The organism is Salinicola rhizosphaerae, assembly GCF_014652715.1.
GTDB classification, from domain to species: Bacteria; Pseudomonadota; Gammaproteobacteria; order Pseudomonadales; family Halomonadaceae; genus Salinicola; species Salinicola rhizosphaerae.
Window position 1 is genome coordinate 341,340 of sequence record NZ_BMZI01000006.1, and the last position, 19,996, is coordinate 361,335.

The following is a 19,996-nucleotide window of genomic DNA, read 5'->3' on the forward strand; positions in this document are numbered from 1 at the left end:
CGACCATGTCACTACTCGAAGTCAGGGAGCTCAAGAAACGCTTCGGTGCCGTGGAAGTTCTCTGCGGCGTAGATCTCGCCCTAGAGGCCGGCGAGGTGCTCGCCGTCGTAGGAGACAATGGTGCCGGCAAATCGACTCTGATCAAACATATCTCCGGCGTCTACCGCCGCGACAGCGGCGATATCGCCCTCAGCGGCGAGGCGGTCTCGTTCGACTCGCCGAAGGAGGCGCGACGCGCCGGTATCGAGACCGTCTATCAGGATCTAGCGCTGGCCGACGAACTCTCGGTAGGCGCCAATATCTTTCTGGGTCGCGAACCGATACGGCGCTGGCTGGGTCTGCTACCGGTGATCGACCGTGGGCGCATCCAGCAAGAGACCCAGCGGCTGATTGACAGCATCGAGAGCCACATCCCCGATGGTGCGACGACGGTCGCCGGGCTCTCCGGCGGGCAGCGTCAGGCCGTCGCCATCGCTCGTGCACTCTACTGGGACGCCAAGGTGGTAATCCTCGACGAGCCCACCGCCGCACTGGCAGTGATGGAGCGGGAGAACGTCATCAAGCTTTCGCGAATGCTCGCCGCCAAAGGCGTTGGCGTGATCTACATCGGCCACAACCTGGTAGAGATCCTTGAGGTCGCCGACCGTATCGCCGTGATGTATCGCGGTCGCATCGTCCACGTCACTCGATCAGAGGAGACCACCCAGGAGGAGTTGATCAAGTACATGACCGGCTACAGCGAACGCCAGGAAAACGCCGCCTGAGGGCAGCAGGTTTAGAGCGCAGCACAATTCAGTAGATAGCAAAGATCGACAGACAACGACCGCAGGATCCGAAGACCAACCACAACATGCGGAGAACGCTCATGCCACGCCACATACCACGCTCACGTCGACTCGCCCCGCTCACACTCGGCGTTGCCCTCGCCGGGCTTTCGGCGAGTCCGCTCGCCTCCGCCCAGAATGCCGACATCACCATCCCGGTGGTGATCAAGGCGACCTCTGCCTCCTACTGGCAGGCGGTGTTCGACGGCGCTCATCAGGCCGCCGAGCGACTCGGCATCAAGATCGAGGAACTGGGGCCGGCCAACGAGACCGAGGTCGCCCGCCAGATCGCGATCATGGAGAACCTGATCAGCCGCCAGCCCTCGGCAATCGTGCTCGCCCCGGTCTCGACCGACGCCATGGCAGGTCCCGTCGAAAGCGCGACCGACGCCGGCATCCCCGTCGTCATCATCGATTCCGGAGTCGAAACCGATCGCTACGCGTCGCTGATCGCCACGGACAACTTCGCCGCCGGCCAGCGCGCCGGTCATGCGCTGGCCGAGTGCATGGAGCGCACCGGCGGCGAAGCGGCGGGTCAGGTCGCCTACCTGCGCACCAACCCTAATGGCGAGTCACTGGTCTCGCGGGACAACGGCTTTCTCGACGCGATCAAGCAGTATCCGGATATCGAGGTGGTCGACAACCGGGTCGCCAATAACGATACCGCCAAGGCGATGAACGACACCCTCGATCTGCTCAATCGCTACCCCGAGCTCAAGGGCATCTTCGCCGACAATCAGTTGATGGGCGATGGCGCCGGCACCGCATTCGCCGAGCAGGGCGCAGATGATGTCTGTCTAGTCGCCTTCGATTCCAGTGAACTGGAGGTCGATTTCCTGCGCCAAGGCGTTATTGACTCACTCGTCGTTCAGGATCCCTACATGATGGGCTACACCGGCGTGTGGTTCGCCTATGCCGCCTCTCAGGGCGTTGCGCTGCCGAAGAGCGTCGATACCGGCGTCCACGTTGCGACCACCGAAAGCGTCGACGAACCCGATTTCACTGGCCTGCTCGATCCCAAACAGCGTCAGCTGACGCCGTATCTGGCACCGATGGCAACGGCGAGCGGCGACGAGTAGGAAGCCTGTGCTCGGTGACGCCTGCGTCCAACGGGTCATCCATCCACGCAGTGGTCCGACCTTTGATCCTTTAGCAAACGAGGTCGGCTTTTCAGGAGTCCACCTATGCAAGTCATTGTCTGTTCAAGGCCCGGCGAGATGGCGCTTGTCGAGCGTCCGGTACCCGATTGCGCGCCCGGCGAGGCGCGCGTCGCGATTCGCCGTATCGGCATCTGCGGGACGGACATTCACGCCTTCGGTGGCAACCAGCCCTACTTCGTCTATCCGAGGGTGCTGGGGCATGAACTGAGTGGCGAGGTGGTCGCGACGGCTGACGACGTCGATTCGGATCTTGTCGGCCAGCCGGTCTACGTCATTCCCTATCTGCACTGCGGCGAATGTCGCGCCTGCCGCCAGGGCCGCACCAACTGCTGCCAGCGCCTCGAGGTGATCGGGGTGCACCGCGATGGCGGCATGGCGGAGACGCTCAACGTGCCCGCTTCGCATTTGATTCCCGTGCCGACAGTGACGCCGGATCAACTGGCGCTGGTCGAGTGTCAGGCGATCGGCGCCCACGCGGTCAGACGCGCGCAGATCGAACCCGACGAGCTGGTCATCGTGGTCGGTGCCGGGCCGATCGGCATGGGAGTCCTGCAGGTGGCCAGGAGCCTTGGCGCCCGCGTGGCGATGGTCGATACCAACCGCCAGCGTCTCGATCTGTGTCGGGACGAGCTCGGCGCGGAAGCCGTCTGGCATGCGTTGGATGACGACATCATGGCCGAGATCGAGGCGATCAACGATGGTGCCTTGGCGGACGTGGTTTTCGATGCCACCGGCAACCCCAAGGCGATGAATCGCGGCTTCGATTTCGTCGGCCACGGCGGCCGCTACGTGCTGGTCAGCGTGGTCAAGGCGGACATCACCTTCAGCGACCCGGACTTCCACAAGAAGGAGCTGACGCTGATGGGGAGCCGCAATGCCACCTTAGAGGATTTCGAGACGGTAACGCGTCTGATGGCGAGTGGCGAGCTGAAGACCGCGCCACTGATCACCCATCGCGGCTCCCTCGAGGAGCTACCCACGTTGATGCCGCAGTGGTGCGATCCCGCCAGCGGCGTGATCAAGGCGATGGTGACACTGGACTCGACCGACGCCAGCGAGGTGATCGCGTGAACGCATCCATCGCCACCGATAGCCCCGCCCGAGTCAGCCTGCGTATTCACCCGCGAGACAACGTGGCGGTGGCGCTGACCGACCTGCCCGCCGGACGCGAGCTCGAGATCGACGACCGGACACTGCGGCTTGCCGACAATGTTCGGCACAAGCACAAATTTACCCTCGAGGCGCTCTCGCCGGGCGACATCGTCACCATGTACGGCGTGGTGGTGGGCAAGGCGACACGACCGATTGCCGAAGGCGGCGTGATCGGCACCGACAACGTTGCTCACGCGACCGGCGATGACGATGCCCGACCCGGCAGCCACGTCTGGACAGCGCCGGAAGTGAAGCGCTTTCAGGGCCAGACCTTCGACGGCTATCACCGTGCCGATGGCCGCGTGGGCACGGCCAACGTCTGGCTGGTGATACCACTGGTGTTCTGCGAGAACCGCAACGTCGAAGTGCTGCGCCAGTGCGTCGCCGACGCGCTGGGCGACGATCCCTATCGCAATTACAAGCGCATGGCGCGTCAGATGCTCACAGGCGAGGGTGACAAGAGTGATGCGATCGAGGCCGAAGCGCCCCGCCGCTTCCCCAATGTCGACGGTGTTCGCTTTCTCACCCATACGCTCGGCTGCGGCGGTACCGACGACGACGCCCAGGCACTGTGCCAGCTGCTGGCCGGCTACATCTGTCACCCCAACGTGGCTGGCGCCACGGTGCTGAGTCTCGGCTGCCAGAAAGCGCAGATCCAGATGCTCAAAGCAGCGGTTGCCGAGCGTGATCCGCTGGGTCTGCGTACGCTCGATATCTTCGACCAGCAGTCTTCCCCCAGTGAAGATGCGCTGATTCGCCATGCGCTGCAGTCGATCTTCGACGGGCTTGCCGCGGCCGATCGCATCACCCGCCAACCGGCGCCCCTGAGCCAGCTTACGCTCGGCGTCGAATGCGGCGGTTCGGATGGCTTTTCCGGGATCTCCGCCAATCCGCTGGTCGGCGGCGTGGTCGATCGCCTGGTCGCGCTCGGTGGCAGCGGGATTTTGAGCGAGTTCCCCGAACTCTGCGGGGTCGAGCATGAACTCGTTGCCCGCTGTATCGACGAGCCCACCGCCGAGCGCTTTCGCCAGCTGATTCAGGCCTATCAACACCACGCCGAAGCCGTGGGCGCCGATTTCGCCATGAATCCGTCGCCCGGCAACATCCGCGACGGCTTGATCACCGATGCGATGAAGTCAGCGGGTGCCGCCAAGAAAGGCGGCGATAGTCCGGTGGTCGAGGTGCTCGACTACGCCGAGCCCCACCGCCGCGCCGGACTCGGCCTGCTCTGCACGCCCGGCAACGACGTCGAATCCACCACCGCACTGGCTGGCTCCGGCGCCAACCTGATTCTGTTCACCACCGGGCTCGGCACGCCGACCGGCAACCCGGTGGCGCCGGTGCTCAAGATCGCCAGCAACAGCGAGCTGGCCAGACGCATGAGCGACATCATCGATTTCGATGCCGGCCCCATCGTGCGCGGCGAGCGCGATATCGGCGAGCTCGCCGATGACCTACTCACGCTATGCATCGAGACCGCGTCCGGGCGCTATCAGTCACGCGCCCAGCGCTTGTCTCAACACGACTTCATTCCCTGGAAGCGCGGGGTGTCGCTATGAGCGCAGATCGCCAATCGATCCACGCCGGTATCGTGCAGTTCGGCACCGGACGGTTTCTGCTCGCCCATGTCGATACACTCGTCAGCGAGTCACTGGCAGCGGGTGATAGCGAGGACCGCATTCTCGTCGTGCAGAGTTCGAGCCGAGCGGAAGGCAAGCGCAAGGCCCGCCTGCTCGCCGAACGGCGCCACTATCCGGTACGCATTCGCGGCTATCGCGGTGGCGAGACTGTCGATATCGAACAGACCGTCACCAGCGTCGCCGACTGCGTGATCGCCGAAGAGCAGTGGCCGGCACTGGAGCGTCACTTCGTCGAACAGGCCCGCATCGTCGTCTCCAACACCGCCGACAGCGGTTTCGATGTCGGTAACGATTCGAGCCTGGCAGCTATCCCCACAAGCTTCCCCGGCAAATTGACCAGGCTGCTGCGAGCACGCTTCGAGGCAGGCAATGATGGCCTGACGGTCCTGCCCTGCGAGCTGATCGAGCACAACGGCCAGCAGCTTAAGTCACTGGTTAGCGGACTCGCCAGGCGCGATGGGGCCGGCCAGCGCGACAACGACGCCTTTCTCGACTGGCTGGAAACCCGCTGCGTGTGGGCGGACACCCTGGTCGACCGTATTGTCTCCGCCCCGCTGGAGCCGATCGGCGCCATCGCCGAACCCTATGCGCTGTGGGCCATTGCCCGCCAGCCCGACATGGCCGTGCCCTGCGTGCATGCCGACGTCGAGCTCGTCGACGATCTAACACCGCAGGCGCTGTGCAAGCTGCACATTCTCAATCTCGCTCACACCTTCCTGGTGCACCGCTGGCGGCAAGCCGGGCAGTCCACCGAATTCGTCCGCGAAGCGATGGCGACGCCTTCGATGATCGAGCCGTTACGCCAGCTCCTCGACGACGAGGTGATCCCGACGCTGGCCTCGCGACTGCCGCGAGAACGCCTGACCCGCTACCGCGACATCACGCTGGAGCGTTTCGCCAACCCGTTTCTCGACCATCGGCTCGCCGATATCGCCCAGAACCATGACGCCAAACTGATCCGCCGAGTCCAGCCGGTGGTGGAGATGGCGAGAAAGCTGGAACTGGAGACACCACGGCTCGACGAGGTGCTGGCGACCCAAGGCGGATAGCCAGCGGACTCCCGAAGCCGCCACAACAACTCTCGACGAACGCCACATCAAAGCCAAAAAACCACAACGCCATAACGCCACAACGAACGTTGGATTGATACATCAGGAGCACGCTATGACCCAGAATCGATTCGTTTACCTGACCGCGTCACTCACGCTGGCCGGAATCACCGCACTAGCCGCCGCGACTCCCACACTGGCGGCTACCGAGATCCGCGTCGCCTACGGCAATCAGCCCGGCGAGCCGGTCGACGTGGCCGTCAAGGCCTGGGCCGAGCGCGTCAAGGAGGAGAGCAATGGCGAGCTGACGCTGCAAGCCTTCCCCGCCAGCCAATTGGGTGGTGAAACCGAAGTCATGGAGCAGGCCCGCTTCGGCTCGCCGTTGATCACCATTACCGCCTACTCGAACTTCATCAGCTCGGTGCCGGATCTGGCCGTCCTCGACGCGCCTTATCTTGCTGACGATTTCGACAGCAAGCTGAAGGTGTTCGACTCCGACTGGTTCGCCGAGCAGGAGCAGAAAGTCGAAGCCTCCGGCTATCACATCGTGATTCCCGACACGGTCTACGGCGTGCGCCAGTTGCTCTCCCGCGAGCGGGTCGCGACGCCGGAGGATCTGGCCGGGGTCAAGATCCGGGTGCAGAACTCGCCGATGTACGTGGCCGCGATCAAAGCCATGGGCGCGGTGCCGACACCGATGTCACTGGGTGACGTCTATCCGTCGCTGGCCCAGGGCCTGGTCGATGGCGTCGAGAATCCGCTACCGGTGCTCTACGGCGGCAAGTTCTTTGAGGTGGTCAAGAACCTCAACATGACCGCGCATATGCACACCGTCGCGCCTTTCGTGACCGGTCAGGCGTTCTGGGAGCAGTTGAGCCCGGAAGAGCAGCAGATTCTGACCGAGACCGGTCAGGAGATGGCCGCCAACCTACGCACGCTGGTCGAGAAAGAAACCGACAAGTCACTGCAACAGCTCAAAGATGCAGGTGTCCAGGTTCACGAGGTCGATACCGCCCCGTTCCGTGAACGCGCTCAGGAAGAGATTCCGAAGGCCTTTCCGCAGTGGAGCGACGGGCTGTATCAACAGGTCAGCGACATCATCAACGGCTGACAAAATCGCCGGGAGCGATTTTGGACGTCGCACAGCGACGGTTTGAGCGGCGACCGCCAGGGATGGCGGTCGCAATCTCGATTCCAGCGAGGACTCGGCGTCCCCAACAAATCGCGCCTTGCGACCCATATGGATGTGGGAAGTGGGGTTGTGCGTCGGGAACGAACATAGCCGCTTCATCTCGCTCGGCTATCGATACTCCTCTGCTCGACGCTGCGACTCAGGCTATCGCTCACGTATTGGGAGTCGAATATTCATGCAAACGCTTTTCAGGGCGATCGACCGCCTGATGCGGCTCGACGAAGTGGTCGCCAGCCTGGCGCTGTTCGGTCTGTTCGTGGTCGCCATCGCCAACGTCTTCATGCGCTACCTGTTCTCTTCGCCGCTGGCCTGGAGCGAGGAGATCCTGCAGTTATTGATGGTCTGGGCAACCTTTCTCGGCGCCAGTGCGCTGGTGCGGCGCAACGAGCACGTGCTGATCGGCTTGCTGGGCGACAAGCTGCCGCCCCGCCTGGCGCAGTGGAACACCCGCGTTTTCAATATTGTCATCGTCATGCTGTGCGCACTGGCAATGCTGTTCTGGGGCCTGGAACTGTTGCCGTTCTCGCGTTTTCGCAGCACACCAATGCTGCAGATCCCCTACACCTGGATTCACGTGGCGATACCGATCAGTGCGGTATTGATGCTCTATCACGCGCTGGTGCGACTGATCACCAATGACCGAGACGTTTCTCAGCCGACGGCCGAGATCGACGCCCCCACCTTTTCCAAGGAGTGATGTCATGGCTGTCGGTTCCGCCATCGTCGCGCTGTTCATCTTGTTCTGCCTGGGGACGCCGGTCGCGTTTGCCCTGTTCGCATCGAGCCTGCTCTATTTTCTGATCGGCGCCGATCAACCCATGGTGATGCTGATCCAGCGTCTCGCCGGCGGGCTCGAGTCGATTTCGCTGCTGGCGATTCCGTTTTTCATCATGGCCGGCGTATTCATGAATCACTCCGGTATCACCGAACGGCTATTGAAACTGGCCGAGCTGATGACCCGACGCCTGCATGGCGGTCTGGCTCAGGCCAACGTGCTGCTCAGTACCTTCATGGGCGGGCTTTCCGGCTCCAACATCGCCGATGCCGCCATGAACGCCAAGTTGCTGGTGCCGAGCATGAACGCCGCCGGTTATCCCAAGGCGTTTTCCAGCGCGATCACCGCCTCGTCGTCGCTGATCACCTCGACGATTCCGCCAGGCATCGCGCTGATCGTCTACGGCTACGTCAACAACGTCTCCATCGGTCGGCTGTTCCTGGCCGGCGTCGTTCCGGGCGTGTTGATGGCCATCGCGATGATGGGGCTGGTGGCGTGGCAGTGCCGCCGTCGTGGCTATCAGCCACCACGTCGCGAACGGGTCACCCGGCACGAGTGGATCAGCGTGACCCGTGCCGGGATCATTGCCCTGCTGCTGCCGGTGGTGGTGATCGGCGGAATTCGCGTGGGTGTCTTCACGCCGACCGAGGCGGGCGCGATGGCGGTGCTCTACGCGCTGATCGTGGGATTGTTCGTCTATCGCCAGATGGGGCTGAAGAGCGTCGCGGTGGCGACGCAGGAATCGCTGATGGCCTCGGTCAACGTGCTGTTCATCATCGCCGTGGCCTCCGGTTTCGCCCGCGTGCTGACCTGGGAGCAGATCCCGCAGCAAATTGCACTGCTGCTCTCATCCGGCGTGGGCAGCGCGGTGGCGTTTCTGCTGATCGCCAATCTCCTGCTGCTGGTGCTGGGCATGTTTCTCGAAGGCAACGCCATCCTGATCGTGCTCTCGCCGCTGCTGGCGCCGGTCGCCGCGCAGTTCGGCATCGACCCGGTGCACTTCGGTATCGTGTTCATTCTCAACGCCTCGATCGGAACCGTCACGCCGCCACTGGGAACGGTGATGTTTACCACCTGCAGCATCACCGGCATCTCGATCGGCAGCTTCATTCGCGCCATCGTGCCCTATTGGCTGCTGCTGGTTGCGCTGTTGCTCGTCGTGACCTTCGTGCCGGCGGTGTCGCTGGCGCTACCCAACTGGGTTTTCTGACACCCAGTCGACAAATCGCCGTCGATGCCGCAGCCATCGGTCATTCGCGTGCAGGGCGGCGAGACAGTTAAGATGAGCCGATACGATCAAGAGAAGTCACAGACGTGAAGGATACGCCCGCCTCCCTTTCATCGCCTCGCTCGAGCGTTGCCGAAACGCTGGTGCGCCAGATCTTCGCCGGGGATTATCAACCCGGCGATTTCGTACCCCGAGAGATCGATCTGTGCGAGCAGTTTTCGCTCAACCGCTCGGCGGTGCGCAGCGATCTGCGCCGGCTGGTCGATACAGGATTGATCGAGCGTATTTCCGGCTACGGCTCTCGAGTGCGTGATTTCTCGGAGTGGAACATTCTCGACCCGCAGATCACCGACTGGATGACACGTTTCGCTGCACCCAATCCGGGCATTCAGCGCGAGGTTTTGAGCTTTCGCCTCGACGTCGAGCCATTCGTGGCGATGAACGCGGCCAAGCGCGCAACGGCGCGCGACCTTGTCGCCATCGAAGAGGCGTTCGAGGGCATGGGTCGAGGCCTGAGCGAGGGCGCCCCCGAGACGCCCCACCCCGGCCGCCTGCATAGCGAGCACGATGTCGCGTTTCACGTCGCGATCTTCAAGGCCACGCACAATATCGTCTGGACCCAGCTTTCCCACATTCTGCGCCCCTCGATTCACCTGCTGGTCGAGACTTCGAACGTCAGCGCGAGCGATCCCGAGGCAAGTCTGGAGCGTCACCGCGAGCTGATGGAGTGCATTCGCACCCGCCGCCCCCGCGATGCCTTTTTCGCCTCCGTCGCGGTTCTCCAGGGCACCGCCACCGCGCTCGGCATGGAGATGCCAGAGACGCTACTCGGTGAAGTCCCGCAACGATTGTCGTAGCCCTGAAACCCGCAGCTGTTGCGAAGGATCGGGAGTCCCGCTAAGTTGTCGGGCCTTCTGCTCGTTCGTTCATCTTCATCGAGGTCGCCATCGTGGATCGCCAGGAACTCTTCGCCAGAATTCAGTATCCGCTGCCGCAACACGCGATCTCTCGGCTCATCGGCAAGCTCGCCGACTGTCGGCTGTCGTGGATCAAGGACCCGTTCATCCAGCGCTTCATCAAGATCTACGGCGTCGATATGAGCCAGGCGCACGAGCCCGACCCGACGGCCTATGCCTGCTTCAACGACTTCTTCACCCGCGCGTTGAAGCCGGACGCGCGGCCGATCGGTGAGGATCTCGTCTCCCCGGCCGATGGCGTGCTCTCGCGCTATGGTCGAATCGAACACGGCACGCTGATTCAGGCCAAAGGGCAGACCTATTCGCTCAGCGCGCTGCTTGGCGGCGATACCGCCCGCGCCGCGCCGTTTCGCCAGGGCAGCTTCGCCACGGTCTATCTCTCGCCCAAGGATTATCATCGCGTCCATATGCCGGTCACCGGTACCCTGCGCGAGATGACCTATGTGCCAGGCCGGCTTTTCTCGGTCAACAGCGCCACGGCGAACCACGTTCCCGGGCTTTTTGCGCGCAACGAGCGCCTGGTGTGCATTTTCGACACCGAGCAAGGGCCGCTGGCCATGGTGCTGGTCGGTGCGATGATCGTCGCCGCCATCGAAACGGTGTGGGCCGGCCAGATCACGCCGCTGAGCGGAAAGGTCCAGACCACGCGCTTCGATGAACCCATCGTGATCGAAAAAGGCCAGGAGATGGGCCGCTTCAAGCTCGGCTCGACGGTCGTCATGTGCTTCGGTCGCGAAACCGCATTCGGCGAGTTCGACCCGGAAGGCAGCCCGGTCAGCATGGGCCAGACGTTGGGTGCGCTGCCCGGCTTGCCCGCAACGGCTTGAGCTGCCGTTAACCGCCCTATCTGAACTGAAGGACTGACGCTTCCATGCCGCTGGATATCTCTCGTAACGTCTCGATCCCCGATCACGAGATCGAGCTCCACGCCGTGCGCTCTCAAGGCGCCGGTGGACAGAACGTCAACAAGGTCTCTTCAGCGATTCACCTGCGTTTCGATATCCGCGCCTCGAGCCTGCATCCCGGCTTCAAGGAGAAACTCCTGGCGCTGCGCGACAAGCGCATCACGCGTGACGGCGTAGTGGTGATCAAGTCGCAGGAGCATCGCACTCAGGAGCTCAACCGGGAAGCGGCGCTGGCCCGGCTCAAGGAACTGATCAAGCCGATTCTCTACGGTGACAAACCCCGCCGCGCGACCAAGCCATCCCGTAGCGCAAAGCGCAAACGCACCGACCAGAAGACCAAGCACGGCCAGAAGAAACGCCTGCGCGGCAAGATCGATGGCTAGAATCTAGCTCCGGCGTCGCCACGGCCTCAACAACGCGGGGTGGTAAACGCCATCACCTCGGCAATGCTCGACTTGCCCAGCGCGAGCTGAATCAGGCGGTCGACGCCGAGGGCGACGCCGCTGCCGGATGGCATGCCGGCATCGAGCGCGGCAAGCAGGCGCCGATCGATCTCGACGTTCGGCAGTTCGAGGCGCTGGCGCTGCTGGGCGTCCTGCTCGAAGCGCGCGCGCTGCTCGGTGGCATCGGTGAGCTCGTCATAGCCGTTGGCGAGTTCGAGCCCCTGCAGGTAGATCTCGAAGCGTGCGGCCACTTCGACGCCATCCTCCGGATCGCGATGCCGACGTGCCAGGGCAGCCTGAGCCGCAGGATAGTCGACGACGACGTCGATTCCCGAGCGACCCAGTTCCGGCTCGATAGTGAGACTCATCAGCAGATCGAGACAGGTTTCGCGGTCGGCATCCGCCATCGCGAGCCCCCCACGCTCGGCAGCGAGATCCCGCAACGCGCCGAGCGGCGTCGTGAACGGATCGACGCCGAGTCGTTCGCGGAATAGATCGCGGTAGCGGTGTCGACGCGTCTCGCCCGGGGGCACCGGCAGCACCTGGCGGATCAGCGCATCGCACTCGGCGATCAGCGCATCGAGCGAGAACCCGGGGCGATACCACTCGAGCATGGTGAATTCGATATTGTGGCGCCGCCCCACCTCGCCGTCGCGAAAGCTGCGGGCCAGCTGGAAGATCGGGCCGCTGCCGGCGGCCAGCAGACGCTTCATGGCAAACTCCGGCGACGTCTGCAGCCATAGCCGCTCGCGACCGGCCTGCGTCACCGCCTCGACCGAGAGCGAAGCCAGATGCGGGTCGGTGCTGCCGCCATGGCCGAGCACCGGCGTCTCAACCTCCAGCACGTCACGCTCGGCGAAGAAAGCCCGCATCCGGGCGATCAGCCGAGCCCGCCCCCGCAATGTCTCGATCGACGCCGTCGGTTGCCAGTCGGCCACGCTCTCCGAATCCTTCACGGTCCCCTCCAGAACGACGAAAGCCACGCAGTTGTGTGGCTTGAATCCAGGCGCGGGAGCCATTCATCCAGCGCCTGGTCCTCTTCGAGCGCAGTAGCGCGATACCAACACGATCAAGCGCGGGAGACATACTCACCGGTACGCGTGTCGACCTTCAACACCTCGCCCTGATTGATGAACAGCGGCACACGGACCACGGCGCCGGAAGAGAGCGTCGCCGGCTTGGAGCCGCCCTGGGCGGTGTCGCCCTTGAGCCCGGGATCGGTCTCGACTACTTCGAGTTCCAGGAAGTTGGGCGGGCTGACGGCGATGGCATTGTCGTTCCACAGCGTCACGGTGTAGACCGCCTGCTCCTTGAGCCACTTCTCGACGTCACCGATCGCCTTCTTGTCGACGGCGTACTGCTCGAAAGAGCCGTCGGTCTTCATGAAGTGCCACATGTCGCCATCGGTGTAGACGTACTCCATGTCCAGGTCCATGACGTCAGCGCCCTCGAGCGACTCGCCGGACTTGAACGTGCGCTCCCAGACGCGGCCGGTGATCAGGTTGCGCAGCTTGACCCGGTTGAACGCCTGGCCTTTACCCGGCTTGACGTACTCGTTCTCGAGAATGTTGCAGGGATCGCCATCCAGCATGACCTTCAGGCCACCCTTGAATTCGTTGGTAGAATAGTTCGCCATGATTCCTCACTGATAACCGTTCGCGGGCCGTCCGCGACGACAATTCCGTTCTCGTGCTGCCGCAGGCAGACGTTCCAATTTGAGTGGTGCGCATGATAACCCGAACCCCGATCGCTGTGCATTGCGAAGAGGTCGTATCTCCCCCGGCGGTCACGAGCTGGCAGCGCCAGCTTGGCGATGTCATTCGCGATCCGGCCGAGCTCTGCCGGCGCCTCGATCTCGAACCGACCGCGCTTCTCGGCGCCAATACCGGCCATGCGCTGTTCCCGGTCAGAGTGCCTGAGGCCTATCTGAAGCGCATTCGCCGTGGCGATCCCGACGACCCGCTGCTGCGTCAGGTACTGCCGGTCGCCGCCGAGGCCGAGCCGACACCGGGGTTTGTCGACGACCCACTGGCCGAGAGCGCGCACACCCCGAAAGCCGGGCTCATTCACAAGTACGCCGGCCGCGTGCTGCTGATCGCGAGCCCCACCTGCGCCATCAACTGCCGCTACTGCTTCCGTCGTCACTTTCCTTATGCCGACAACGCGCCGTCGCTGCGCGAATGGGACGACACGCTCGACTACCTGCGTGCGGACGCCTCGATTCACGAAGCCATCCTTTCCGGCGGCGACCCGCTCGCCTCTCCCGACCGCCGGCTGGCGAGCCTGGTCGAGCGCCTCGGTGCGATTGCCCATCTCAAGCGGCTGCGGATTCATACCCGTCTGCCCGTCGTGATTCCGGATCGCGTCGATGAGGAACTGCTCGCCTGGCTCCGCGCGACCCGGCTGCAGAAGGTGATCGTGCTGCATATCAACCACGCCCAGGAGATCGACGACGATGTCATCGCCGCCTGCCGCCGCCTGCAGGCGGCCGGTGCGACGCTGCTCAATCAGAGCGTGTTGCTGAGAGGCGTCAACGACGATGTGGGTACGCTCTCGGCGCTGTCGGAGCGACTGTTCGAGGCGGGCGTGCTGCCCTACTACCTGCACGTTCTCGATCCAGTCACCGGCGCCGCTCACTTCGATATCAGCGATGACGACGCCCGCACGCTGGTCGCCGAGCTGCGCAAGACGCTGCCAGGGTTTCTGATGCCGAGGCTGGTTCGCGAAATTCCCGACGAGGCGAGCAAGACCCCGCTGTGAGTGGACGGCCCGCTGGGCCGGGTCAACCAACGTGCGCGACGCCCACGATCACGCCACCGGCAGCTCAACCTTGACGCTCAGGCCGCTGTCGGCCGGCAGTGTCGTATCCGCCAGCTCGATAGTGCCACCAAGGCGCTCGACCAGCTCGCGCACGATGGCAAGCCCGAGCCCGGAACCGCTGGTCTTCTGACCCGCCAGACGCACGAAGCGCTCGAACACGCGCTCGCGATCGCCCGTCGCGATGCCGGGGCCGCTGTCGGCGACATCGATCAGCACGTGATCCGACGCTCGCGATATCGCTAAGCGCACTTGCCCGCCTTGCGGCGTATAGCGGACCGCGTTGTCGAGCAGATTGCGCATGAGCACGTAGAGGCCGTTTTCGTAACTCTCCAGATGCAGGCCGTCGGCAACCTCGAGCGTCAGTGTGATATCGCGCTGCATCAGGACCGGCTGCAGATCACGCTGAAGCTCTCTCCCCAGGCGTTCGAGGTTGACCGACTGACGCGTAACCGCCTGACCGCTCTCGAGCCGGGAGAGCGTCAACAGCTGCTCGACCACTCGGGTCATGCGATCCACGCCGTGGATGATCGAACGCGCGCCCTGACGCGCTTCGGGCTCGATCTCCTCACTCAGGAGGTTCTGCGCATGAACCTTGATCGCGGCCAGCGGGGTTCTCAACTCGTGAGCCGCATTGGCGGTGAAGCGTCGCTCCTTCTCGAGGGTCTCCGCCAGACGCGCGAACACTCCATTGAGCGCCTTGACCATGCCGCCGATCTCTTCCGGCGTCTGGCTGGCGTCGATCGGCTCCAGGTAGGAAGGTTTGCGTGCGGCAATCTGGCGACTGACACGCAGCAGCGGCGAGAACCCTCTGGCGATGAAGAACGGAATCACCAGCGCGATGATCAACGTGCCGATCACCGGCGGCATCAGATCGCGCATCGCGATCTGCCAGGTCAGTTCGTCGCGAACGTCGTCGCGCTGGGCGGCGGTCGCCCAGACCTGATGCCGATCGTCATAGAGGGTGAAGGTTCGCCATTGGTGGTCACCGCCGTCATGAACGCCATAGCCGGCGTCCGGGTCGAGCTCGAGCCTGACGCCTTGCGTCTTCATGCCCATCAGCGGCTGGCCGTCGCGATTCCAGATCTGGAACCCGAGCTTTTTTTCGTAGGGATGGCCGGCGGCGGTCGGCGAGTCGGTCCAGTTGTCAGGAATCTTCGGTGACGAGAGTTCCAGACCGGGCTCGCTCGCGGTGGTGCCGCCATGCTCGAAATAGAGAGCCACCATGGTGCGCGCCGTCTGGGCGAGCTCGGCATCGAACAGTTCATCGATCTGGTCACGCGTATCGTGATAGCTCCAGACGGCCGCCACCGCCGTGACGAGCGTGACCGAGACCAGCAGCGAGCGCCGCAGATTACGCCGAATCGAGATCAACCGGCCTCTCCCAGACGATATCCGACGCTTCTGACCGTAGAGACCACGCCCGCGCCGAATTTGCGCCGCAGGTGATGCACGTGCACTTCGATGACGTTGCTCTCGACTTCCGCATCCCAGCCGTAAAGCACTTCGACCAGCTGGTCGCGCGTGAATACCTGACCAGGATGCGTCATCAGATAGGCGAGCAGATCGTGCTCCCGGCGACCGACGGCGACGATCTCATCGTCGAAGCGAATCTCGTGCGCCGCCGGATCGAGCACCAGGCGGCCGTGATTGACGGTGGGCGAGACGCGCCCGGCGCTGCGACGCACCAGCGCTCGCAGTCGCGCCAGAAGCTCACCGTTGTCGAACGGCTTGATCAGATAGTCGTCGGCGCCGCTGTCGAGCCCGCGGATACGATTATCGACGTCATCCCTTGCCGTCAGGATCAACACCGGCACCGGACAGGCCGCCTCTCGAAGCTGTCTCAGCACTTCGAGCCCATCGACGTCCGGCAGTCCGAGATCCAGTATCAGTGCGTCGAAGGTGGACTTCTCGAGCGCCGCACAGACGCCGCTGCCCTCGCTGAGCCATTCCGGCACGAACTTTTCCCGACGCAGCACCGCCACGACCCCTTCTCCCAGAAGCGGATCGTCTTCGACCAGCATTACCCTCATGGATCATCTCTCTGTACGCCGTCCGGCATGGCCGACGGCTCGCGATCGTCTTGAATTTCCCTGTCATGCCCTACCACTACAACGCCGATCGCCAATTGGTTCCCCAACGGCCTGTCCGGCGTGCCGCAAAAGCGTCATCAAAAGCTGGCAGGCTGCGGATACGCTGGGTCTTCCTCCGCGCCAGCCCGGTCGCCACGGCAATCTAAGTCGCCGTTAAGGAATCTTTGTCATAGTGGCGCGTCACAACGGGAAAATAAAATTTCGTGCAGGGCCAACTCAACAGGAGTTCATCATGCTCGCACTTCCCAGCCTGTCGATCGTCATCGTCGTGGCCGATGCGCGCCATCGCGTTGCCGACATCATCGCCGAGACTCGTCGGGCACTGGTGCATGCCAGCGATCTCGAGTTCGTCGTCATCGACGACGCGACCGATGATGACACCGCCAGAGGCCTGGTCGCGATGGCCGCGCAGGATGATCGAGTTCGCCTCTATCGGCAAGCCACACCGGTCGGCAACGATGCGGCGCTCTGGCAGGCGAGCAGCGAGGCGGCGAGCGAGTGGATCATAACGCTCGACGCCTACGGCCGCGACGACCCGAACGACCTGCCGACGATGATCGCCGATGCGCGGCATCAAGGTCTGACCCTGGTCGAGGGCGTGCCACTCGGCCCGCACTGCCGCTGGCGGGCGACGATGCGCCGGGCCGGTCAGGCAATGGGCGTGGCCGGGCCGGAGGGCGGCAAGGGGGGCCTTCGCGTGGTGCAACGCGAGGCACTCCTGGCGCTGCCTTGTGTCGACCGGCTGCAGGCGTTTCTGCCGCTGCTGATTCGTCGTGGTGGCGGCTGCGTCGGCAGCTGCCCCGTCAACGTCCGCCATGTCGATCAGGCCCCGAGCGCCAGCTGGCGCAGCGCACCTTCGCAGCGGCTGGCCGATACCCGCGACTGGCTGGGGATGTGGTGGCTCTCGCGTCGGTGGCATGCCAAGCGTCTGTCGGGACGTGGTCGACAACGAGCCTACGCTCGCTGAAGGATTTACCGACGTCGTTGGCACGGCATCGAGCCAGGCAACCCCGCCCGCCGGACACCGAGGGCGGCTTCTATCGGTACTGTCTGCCGTTGACCTCGATCCATCCACCGACCTGTCGGCCCGACGGATCGCGATGCGTCCAATGAACGACGCCCCCTTTGGCGTTCCAAGCATATTCCCCGCGAAAGCTCACCTCATCGCCCGGCGAGAGTAGCGCGACTCGCGGTGCGAGATCGATGTTGTGCGCGACCAGCAGCGTCTGCCCGGTGCGCAGTCGCACAATGAAACGCTGATGGCGACTGCCCTCCAGGTCATCCGGCAAGACTCTGACGACCTCGCCCGTCGCCTCGACCCAGATATCGCTCTGCCGCGCATCGAAGGCGGCCTGCAGGCGCGCTGCCGACGTCTCGCTCGCCTGCGAACGGTCACCGTCACGCCCCGGCAGCGAGAGTATCGCGCCAAGCACCAGAGCAACGATCGCAAGCGCGACCACGACAAGTGCTCTCGAACGCCTGCGCTGGCGAAAAATCATCGGCGCCCCCCGGCCAAGAGTGAAGAATGAAGCGTGAAGCGTGAAGCGTGAAGCGTGAAGCGTGAAGCGTGAAGCGTGAAGACGATGCTGGCCGACGCAGAGACCGCCAATCTCATCGACGAAAAAAGCGAGCCCGGAGGCTCGCTGAAGATAGACCATGAACGTTCAACCGTCTCGATGGCTGATTGCCACCGTGACGCTGACGGCGAGTGTCGCCACCTATCGTACGCTTCCTGCGTGTCGCGACGTCCTTGTGGCACCGAAGTCGACGCCGAACGGGCTCCGTGGCAGTGATGGCCTTCCGTGGCCGGCCCGATACCCATCGCTATCGAACGGTATCGCTGCCCCCGCCTCCCTGCCCTCTCCGATTCGCATCCGGCGTCCTGCCGGACGAGGCTCGAATCGTCTTGCTCGTCGCTCTGCACTCGGAAAAAAGCTAGACAGGGGACGCGCACCAGGCAAGCCAGCGCCGGCTTTCCGGCATCGAAAGAAGAGTTCCATTTCGTGCAAGAAAGCTCGTGAAGGAAAGCGCTCCAGATCTTGTCGCGGCGGGAAGCGCGGAAGGAGACACGGTATCGGCATGCACAGCACGGTGCGAGATGCACAAAAAAAGAAGCCGGACCCAAATCGGGCCCGGCCTACGCTGTGCGCCCGTCCTGGGCTACTACTTCAGAGTACGCTCACCATCAAAAGTTCCGCGGGTCGAGAAAAAATCAGGCCCTGCCGGCTTTTCCCGGTTAGTCACTACTCGCTTGCAGGCTTCTCGCCACTCGCGAATTCAATCACCGAGGGCGGCCGGACCGGATTTCCATAGCCTGTTCAAGCTTTTGGGTGTCAGTGACTCGTCGACCAGGCGCTCCCAGCTGGGAGTTTCACCCGTATCTTCGAGCGTGATGCGAAAGACCATTCGATCATTTCCGCCCGGCGATCCAGGACTGCCGAGGCTTTCGATCTCGTCGATCAACGCTTGAAGCCGCGCGCGCTGTCCTTCGGTCAAGTCTCGACAGGCGAAACGTCGCGGTCGCGAAAGCCCGGGCATGGCCGCAAACCCGCCCTCCCGAGCAATCGCCACCACGCTGCCAAGCGTCAAACGCGGGCAGTCTGCCCTGCTCATGGCAGAACTCCGACATCCGCCCAGGCCTGGGTGACGGCACGCTCTGCCTCGCTGCCACCGCCAAAGCGGGCGGTCGCGCGGTCGATCGTCAGACGCGCGAACGTGGCAAAGTCGGCATCACGCGCCAACCGTGCGTCGATCAGGGCATCCAACCACACTGGCCCGGCGGCCTCCCAGGCGAAACCGCCAAGCCGCGTTGCGGCGAGGTAGAAGGCGCGATTGGGAATCCCGGAGTTGATGTGAACGCCGCCGTTGTCGGAAGCGGTCTGCACGAAATCGTCCATGTGACCGGGCTGCGGGTCCTTGCCGAGTACCGGATCGTCGTAGGCCGTGCCGGGGTGCGCCATCGAGCGCAGGGCTCGACCATTGACGCGCTCGGTCAAAAGCCCCTCGCCGATCAGCCAGTCCGCTTCGTCGACGGTCTGCTCGAAGTGATGCTGCTTGACCATGACCCCGAAGACGTCGGCCAACGACTCGTTGAGCGCGCCGGACTGATCGGCATAGATGAGACCGGCTTCACGTTCGATCACGCCGTGCGTCAGCTCGTGCGCCACGACTTCGAGCGCGGCGGTAAAGCGGTTGAAGAGCTCGCCGTCACCGTCGCCAAAGACCATCTGCGCGCCGTTCCAGAACGCGTTGTCGTAGTCTTCCCCATAGTGCACGGTGCCGATCAGTGCCATGCCCTCGTCGTCGATCGAATGTCGCTCGAACACCTCCCAATAGAATCGATAGGTCGCGCCGAGCCACTGGTACGCCTCGTCGACGGCGACATCGCCGCTGTCCGGAGCGCCCTCTTCGCGCACGAGCGAGCCGGGGAGCGTCTGCTGCCGATTGGCCGTGTAGATATAGCGTGCGACCTGCCCCGGCCGCGGGCTGTCTGCGGGCCTGGCGCTGGGGCGAGACGCATTGCGCAGGCGAAACTGCGCATCGGCCTGCAGCGTATTGCGCGCACACTGCTTGAGCCGCGCGTTGCCGTGGGACGCCACACGCTCCAGAACGTGAGGCGGCATAAAAGCGGTCAGCCGGGAACTTGTCGGCATGCCTGTCATCCGAGCCCTCCTGCAATCGATGTACCCGCTCTGCAGTGTGGCTCATGTTGGCTGCCGGCACCGGGCTGCGACTGTCTCT

General features: G+C 63.7%; 20 protein-coding genes. 13 read left to right on the forward strand and 7 right to left on the reverse strand.

Annotated features, from left to right (window positions below; translation table 11 throughout):
- Window positions 1-5 precede the first annotated feature (5 nt).
- From IE125_RS14900 to arfB, 11 genes are all read left to right on the forward strand, one after another.
- Window positions 6-764 carry an ATP-binding cassette domain-containing protein gene (locus IE125_RS14900; RefSeq protein ID WP_189445454.1) on the forward strand — a complete coding sequence of 253 codons (759 nt, stop codon included), beginning with the start codon at window positions 6-8 and terminating at the stop codon, window positions 762-764.
- 101 nt (window positions 765-865) lie between these two features.
- On the forward strand, window positions 866-1,903 hold the full coding sequence (locus IE125_RS14905) for an ABC transporter substrate-binding protein (RefSeq protein WP_189445455.1): 1,038 nt from the start codon (window positions 866-868) through the stop codon (window positions 1,901-1,903).
- A 105-nt stretch (window positions 1,904-2,008) separates the two neighbouring features.
- Window positions 2,009-3,055: a zinc-binding alcohol dehydrogenase family protein gene (locus IE125_RS14910; protein ID WP_189445456.1), complete on the forward strand. Its 1,047-nt coding sequence runs from the start codon at window positions 2,009-2,011 to the stop codon at window positions 3,053-3,055.
- Window positions 3,052-4,695 carry a UxaA family hydrolase gene (locus IE125_RS14915; RefSeq protein ID WP_189445457.1) on the forward strand — a complete coding sequence of 548 codons (1,644 nt, stop codon included), beginning with the start codon at window positions 3,052-3,054 and terminating at the stop codon, window positions 4,693-4,695. Before IE125_RS14910 ends, IE125_RS14915 begins: the two co-directional genes overlap by 4 nt.
- On the forward strand, window positions 4,692-5,825 hold the full coding sequence (locus IE125_RS14920) for a mannitol dehydrogenase family protein (RefSeq protein ID WP_189445458.1): 1,134 nt from the start codon (window positions 4,692-4,694) through the stop codon (window positions 5,823-5,825). Before IE125_RS14915 ends, IE125_RS14920 begins: the two co-directional genes overlap by 4 nt.
- 115 nt (window positions 5,826-5,940) lie before the next feature.
- Window positions 5,941-6,936 (forward strand): C4-dicarboxylate TRAP transporter substrate-binding protein, encoded by a 996-nt coding sequence (locus tag IE125_RS14925; RefSeq protein WP_189445459.1) that lies wholly within the window; start codon window positions 5,941-5,943, stop codon window positions 6,934-6,936.
- A gap of 256 nt (window positions 6,937-7,192) precedes the next feature.
- Entirely contained in the window at window positions 7,193-7,714 is a 522-nt protein-coding gene (locus IE125_RS14930; RefSeq protein WP_189445460.1) for a TRAP transporter small permease, read from the forward strand.
- A 4-nt stretch (window positions 7,715-7,718) separates the two neighbouring features.
- Window positions 7,719-9,002: a TRAP transporter large permease gene (locus IE125_RS14935; RefSeq protein WP_189445461.1), complete on the forward strand. Its 1,284-nt coding sequence runs from the start codon at window positions 7,719-7,721 to the stop codon at window positions 9,000-9,002.
- A 104-nt stretch (window positions 9,003-9,106) separates the two neighbouring features.
- Window positions 9,107-9,877: a FadR/GntR family transcriptional regulator gene (locus IE125_RS14940; RefSeq protein ID WP_189445462.1), complete on the forward strand. Its 771-nt coding sequence runs from the start codon at window positions 9,107-9,109 to the stop codon at window positions 9,875-9,877.
- A 92-nt stretch (window positions 9,878-9,969) separates the two neighbouring features.
- Entirely contained in the window at window positions 9,970-10,824 is an 855-nt protein-coding gene (gene asd, locus IE125_RS14945; protein ID WP_373297427.1) for an archaetidylserine decarboxylase, read from the forward strand.
- Window positions 10,825-10,868: 44 nt separating this feature from the next.
- Window positions 10,869-11,285: an alternative ribosome rescue aminoacyl-tRNA hydrolase ArfB gene (gene arfB, locus IE125_RS14950; protein WP_189445463.1), complete on the forward strand. Its 417-nt coding sequence runs from the start codon at window positions 10,869-10,871 to the stop codon at window positions 11,283-11,285.
- Window positions 11,286-11,311: 26 nt separating this feature from the next.
- Here the strand turns inward: arfB and epmA are convergent, their stop codons facing one another.
- Together epmA and efp are read right to left on the reverse strand one after the other, a co-directional pair.
- Window positions 11,312-12,301 (reverse strand): EF-P lysine aminoacylase EpmA, encoded by a 990-nt coding sequence (gene epmA / locus IE125_RS14955; RefSeq protein ID WP_229809134.1) that lies wholly within the window; start codon window positions 12,299-12,301, stop codon window positions 11,312-11,314.
- Window positions 12,302-12,414: 113 nt separating this feature from the next.
- On the reverse strand, window positions 12,415-12,981 hold the full coding sequence (gene efp, locus IE125_RS14960; RefSeq protein WP_189445465.1) for an elongation factor P: 567 nt from the start codon (window positions 12,979-12,981) through the stop codon (window positions 12,415-12,417).
- 92 nt (window positions 12,982-13,073) lie between these two features.
- Between efp and epmB the strand changes: the two genes are divergently transcribed.
- The gene (epmB, locus tag IE125_RS14965; RefSeq protein WP_189445466.1) at window positions 13,074-14,105 is read left to right on the forward strand and encodes an EF-P beta-lysylation protein EpmB; all 1,032 of its coding nucleotides are present in this window, start codon (window positions 13,074-13,076) and stop codon (window positions 14,103-14,105) included.
- Window positions 14,106-14,153: 48 nt separating this feature from the next.
- Here the strand turns inward: epmB and IE125_RS14970 are convergent, their stop codons facing one another.
- Window positions 14,154-15,536 carry an ATP-binding protein gene (locus IE125_RS14970; RefSeq protein WP_189445467.1) on the reverse strand — a complete coding sequence of 461 codons (1,383 nt, stop codon included), beginning with the start codon at window positions 15,534-15,536 and terminating at the stop codon, window positions 14,154-14,156.
- A complete protein-coding gene (locus IE125_RS14975) occupies window positions 15,533-16,195 on the reverse strand; it encodes a response regulator (RefSeq protein ID WP_189445468.1) in 663 nt (220 codons plus the stop codon). Before IE125_RS14975 ends, IE125_RS14970 begins: the two co-directional genes overlap by 4 nt.
- Window positions 16,196-16,487: 292 nt before the next feature.
- On the opposite strand from IE125_RS14975, the gene IE125_RS14980 reads away from it, so the two are divergent.
- On the forward strand, window positions 16,488-17,222 hold the full coding sequence (locus IE125_RS14980) for a glycosyltransferase (RefSeq protein ID WP_189445469.1): 735 nt from the start codon (window positions 16,488-16,490) through the stop codon (window positions 17,220-17,222).
- A gap of 70 nt (window positions 17,223-17,292) precedes the next feature.
- Here IE125_RS14980 and IE125_RS14985 read toward each other — a convergent pair whose 3' ends face one another.
- From IE125_RS14985 to IE125_RS14995, 3 genes are all read right to left on the reverse strand, one after another.
- A complete protein-coding gene (locus IE125_RS14985; protein ID WP_229809135.1) occupies window positions 17,293-17,913 on the reverse strand; it encodes a DUF3465 domain-containing protein in 621 nt (206 codons plus the stop codon).
- Window positions 17,914-18,532: 619 nt separating this feature from the next.
- Window positions 18,533-18,868 (reverse strand): protealysin inhibitor emfourin, encoded by a 336-nt coding sequence (locus tag IE125_RS14990; RefSeq protein ID WP_189445470.1) that lies wholly within the window; start codon window positions 18,866-18,868, stop codon window positions 18,533-18,535.
- Window positions 18,865-19,908 carry a M4 family metallopeptidase gene (locus tag IE125_RS14995; RefSeq protein ID WP_189445471.1) on the reverse strand — a complete coding sequence of 348 codons (1,044 nt, stop codon included), beginning with the start codon at window positions 19,906-19,908 and terminating at the stop codon, window positions 18,865-18,867. The genes IE125_RS14990 and IE125_RS14995 overlap by 4 nt, the downstream gene beginning before the upstream one ends.
- Between the last annotated feature and the right edge of the window lie 88 nt (window positions 19,909-19,996).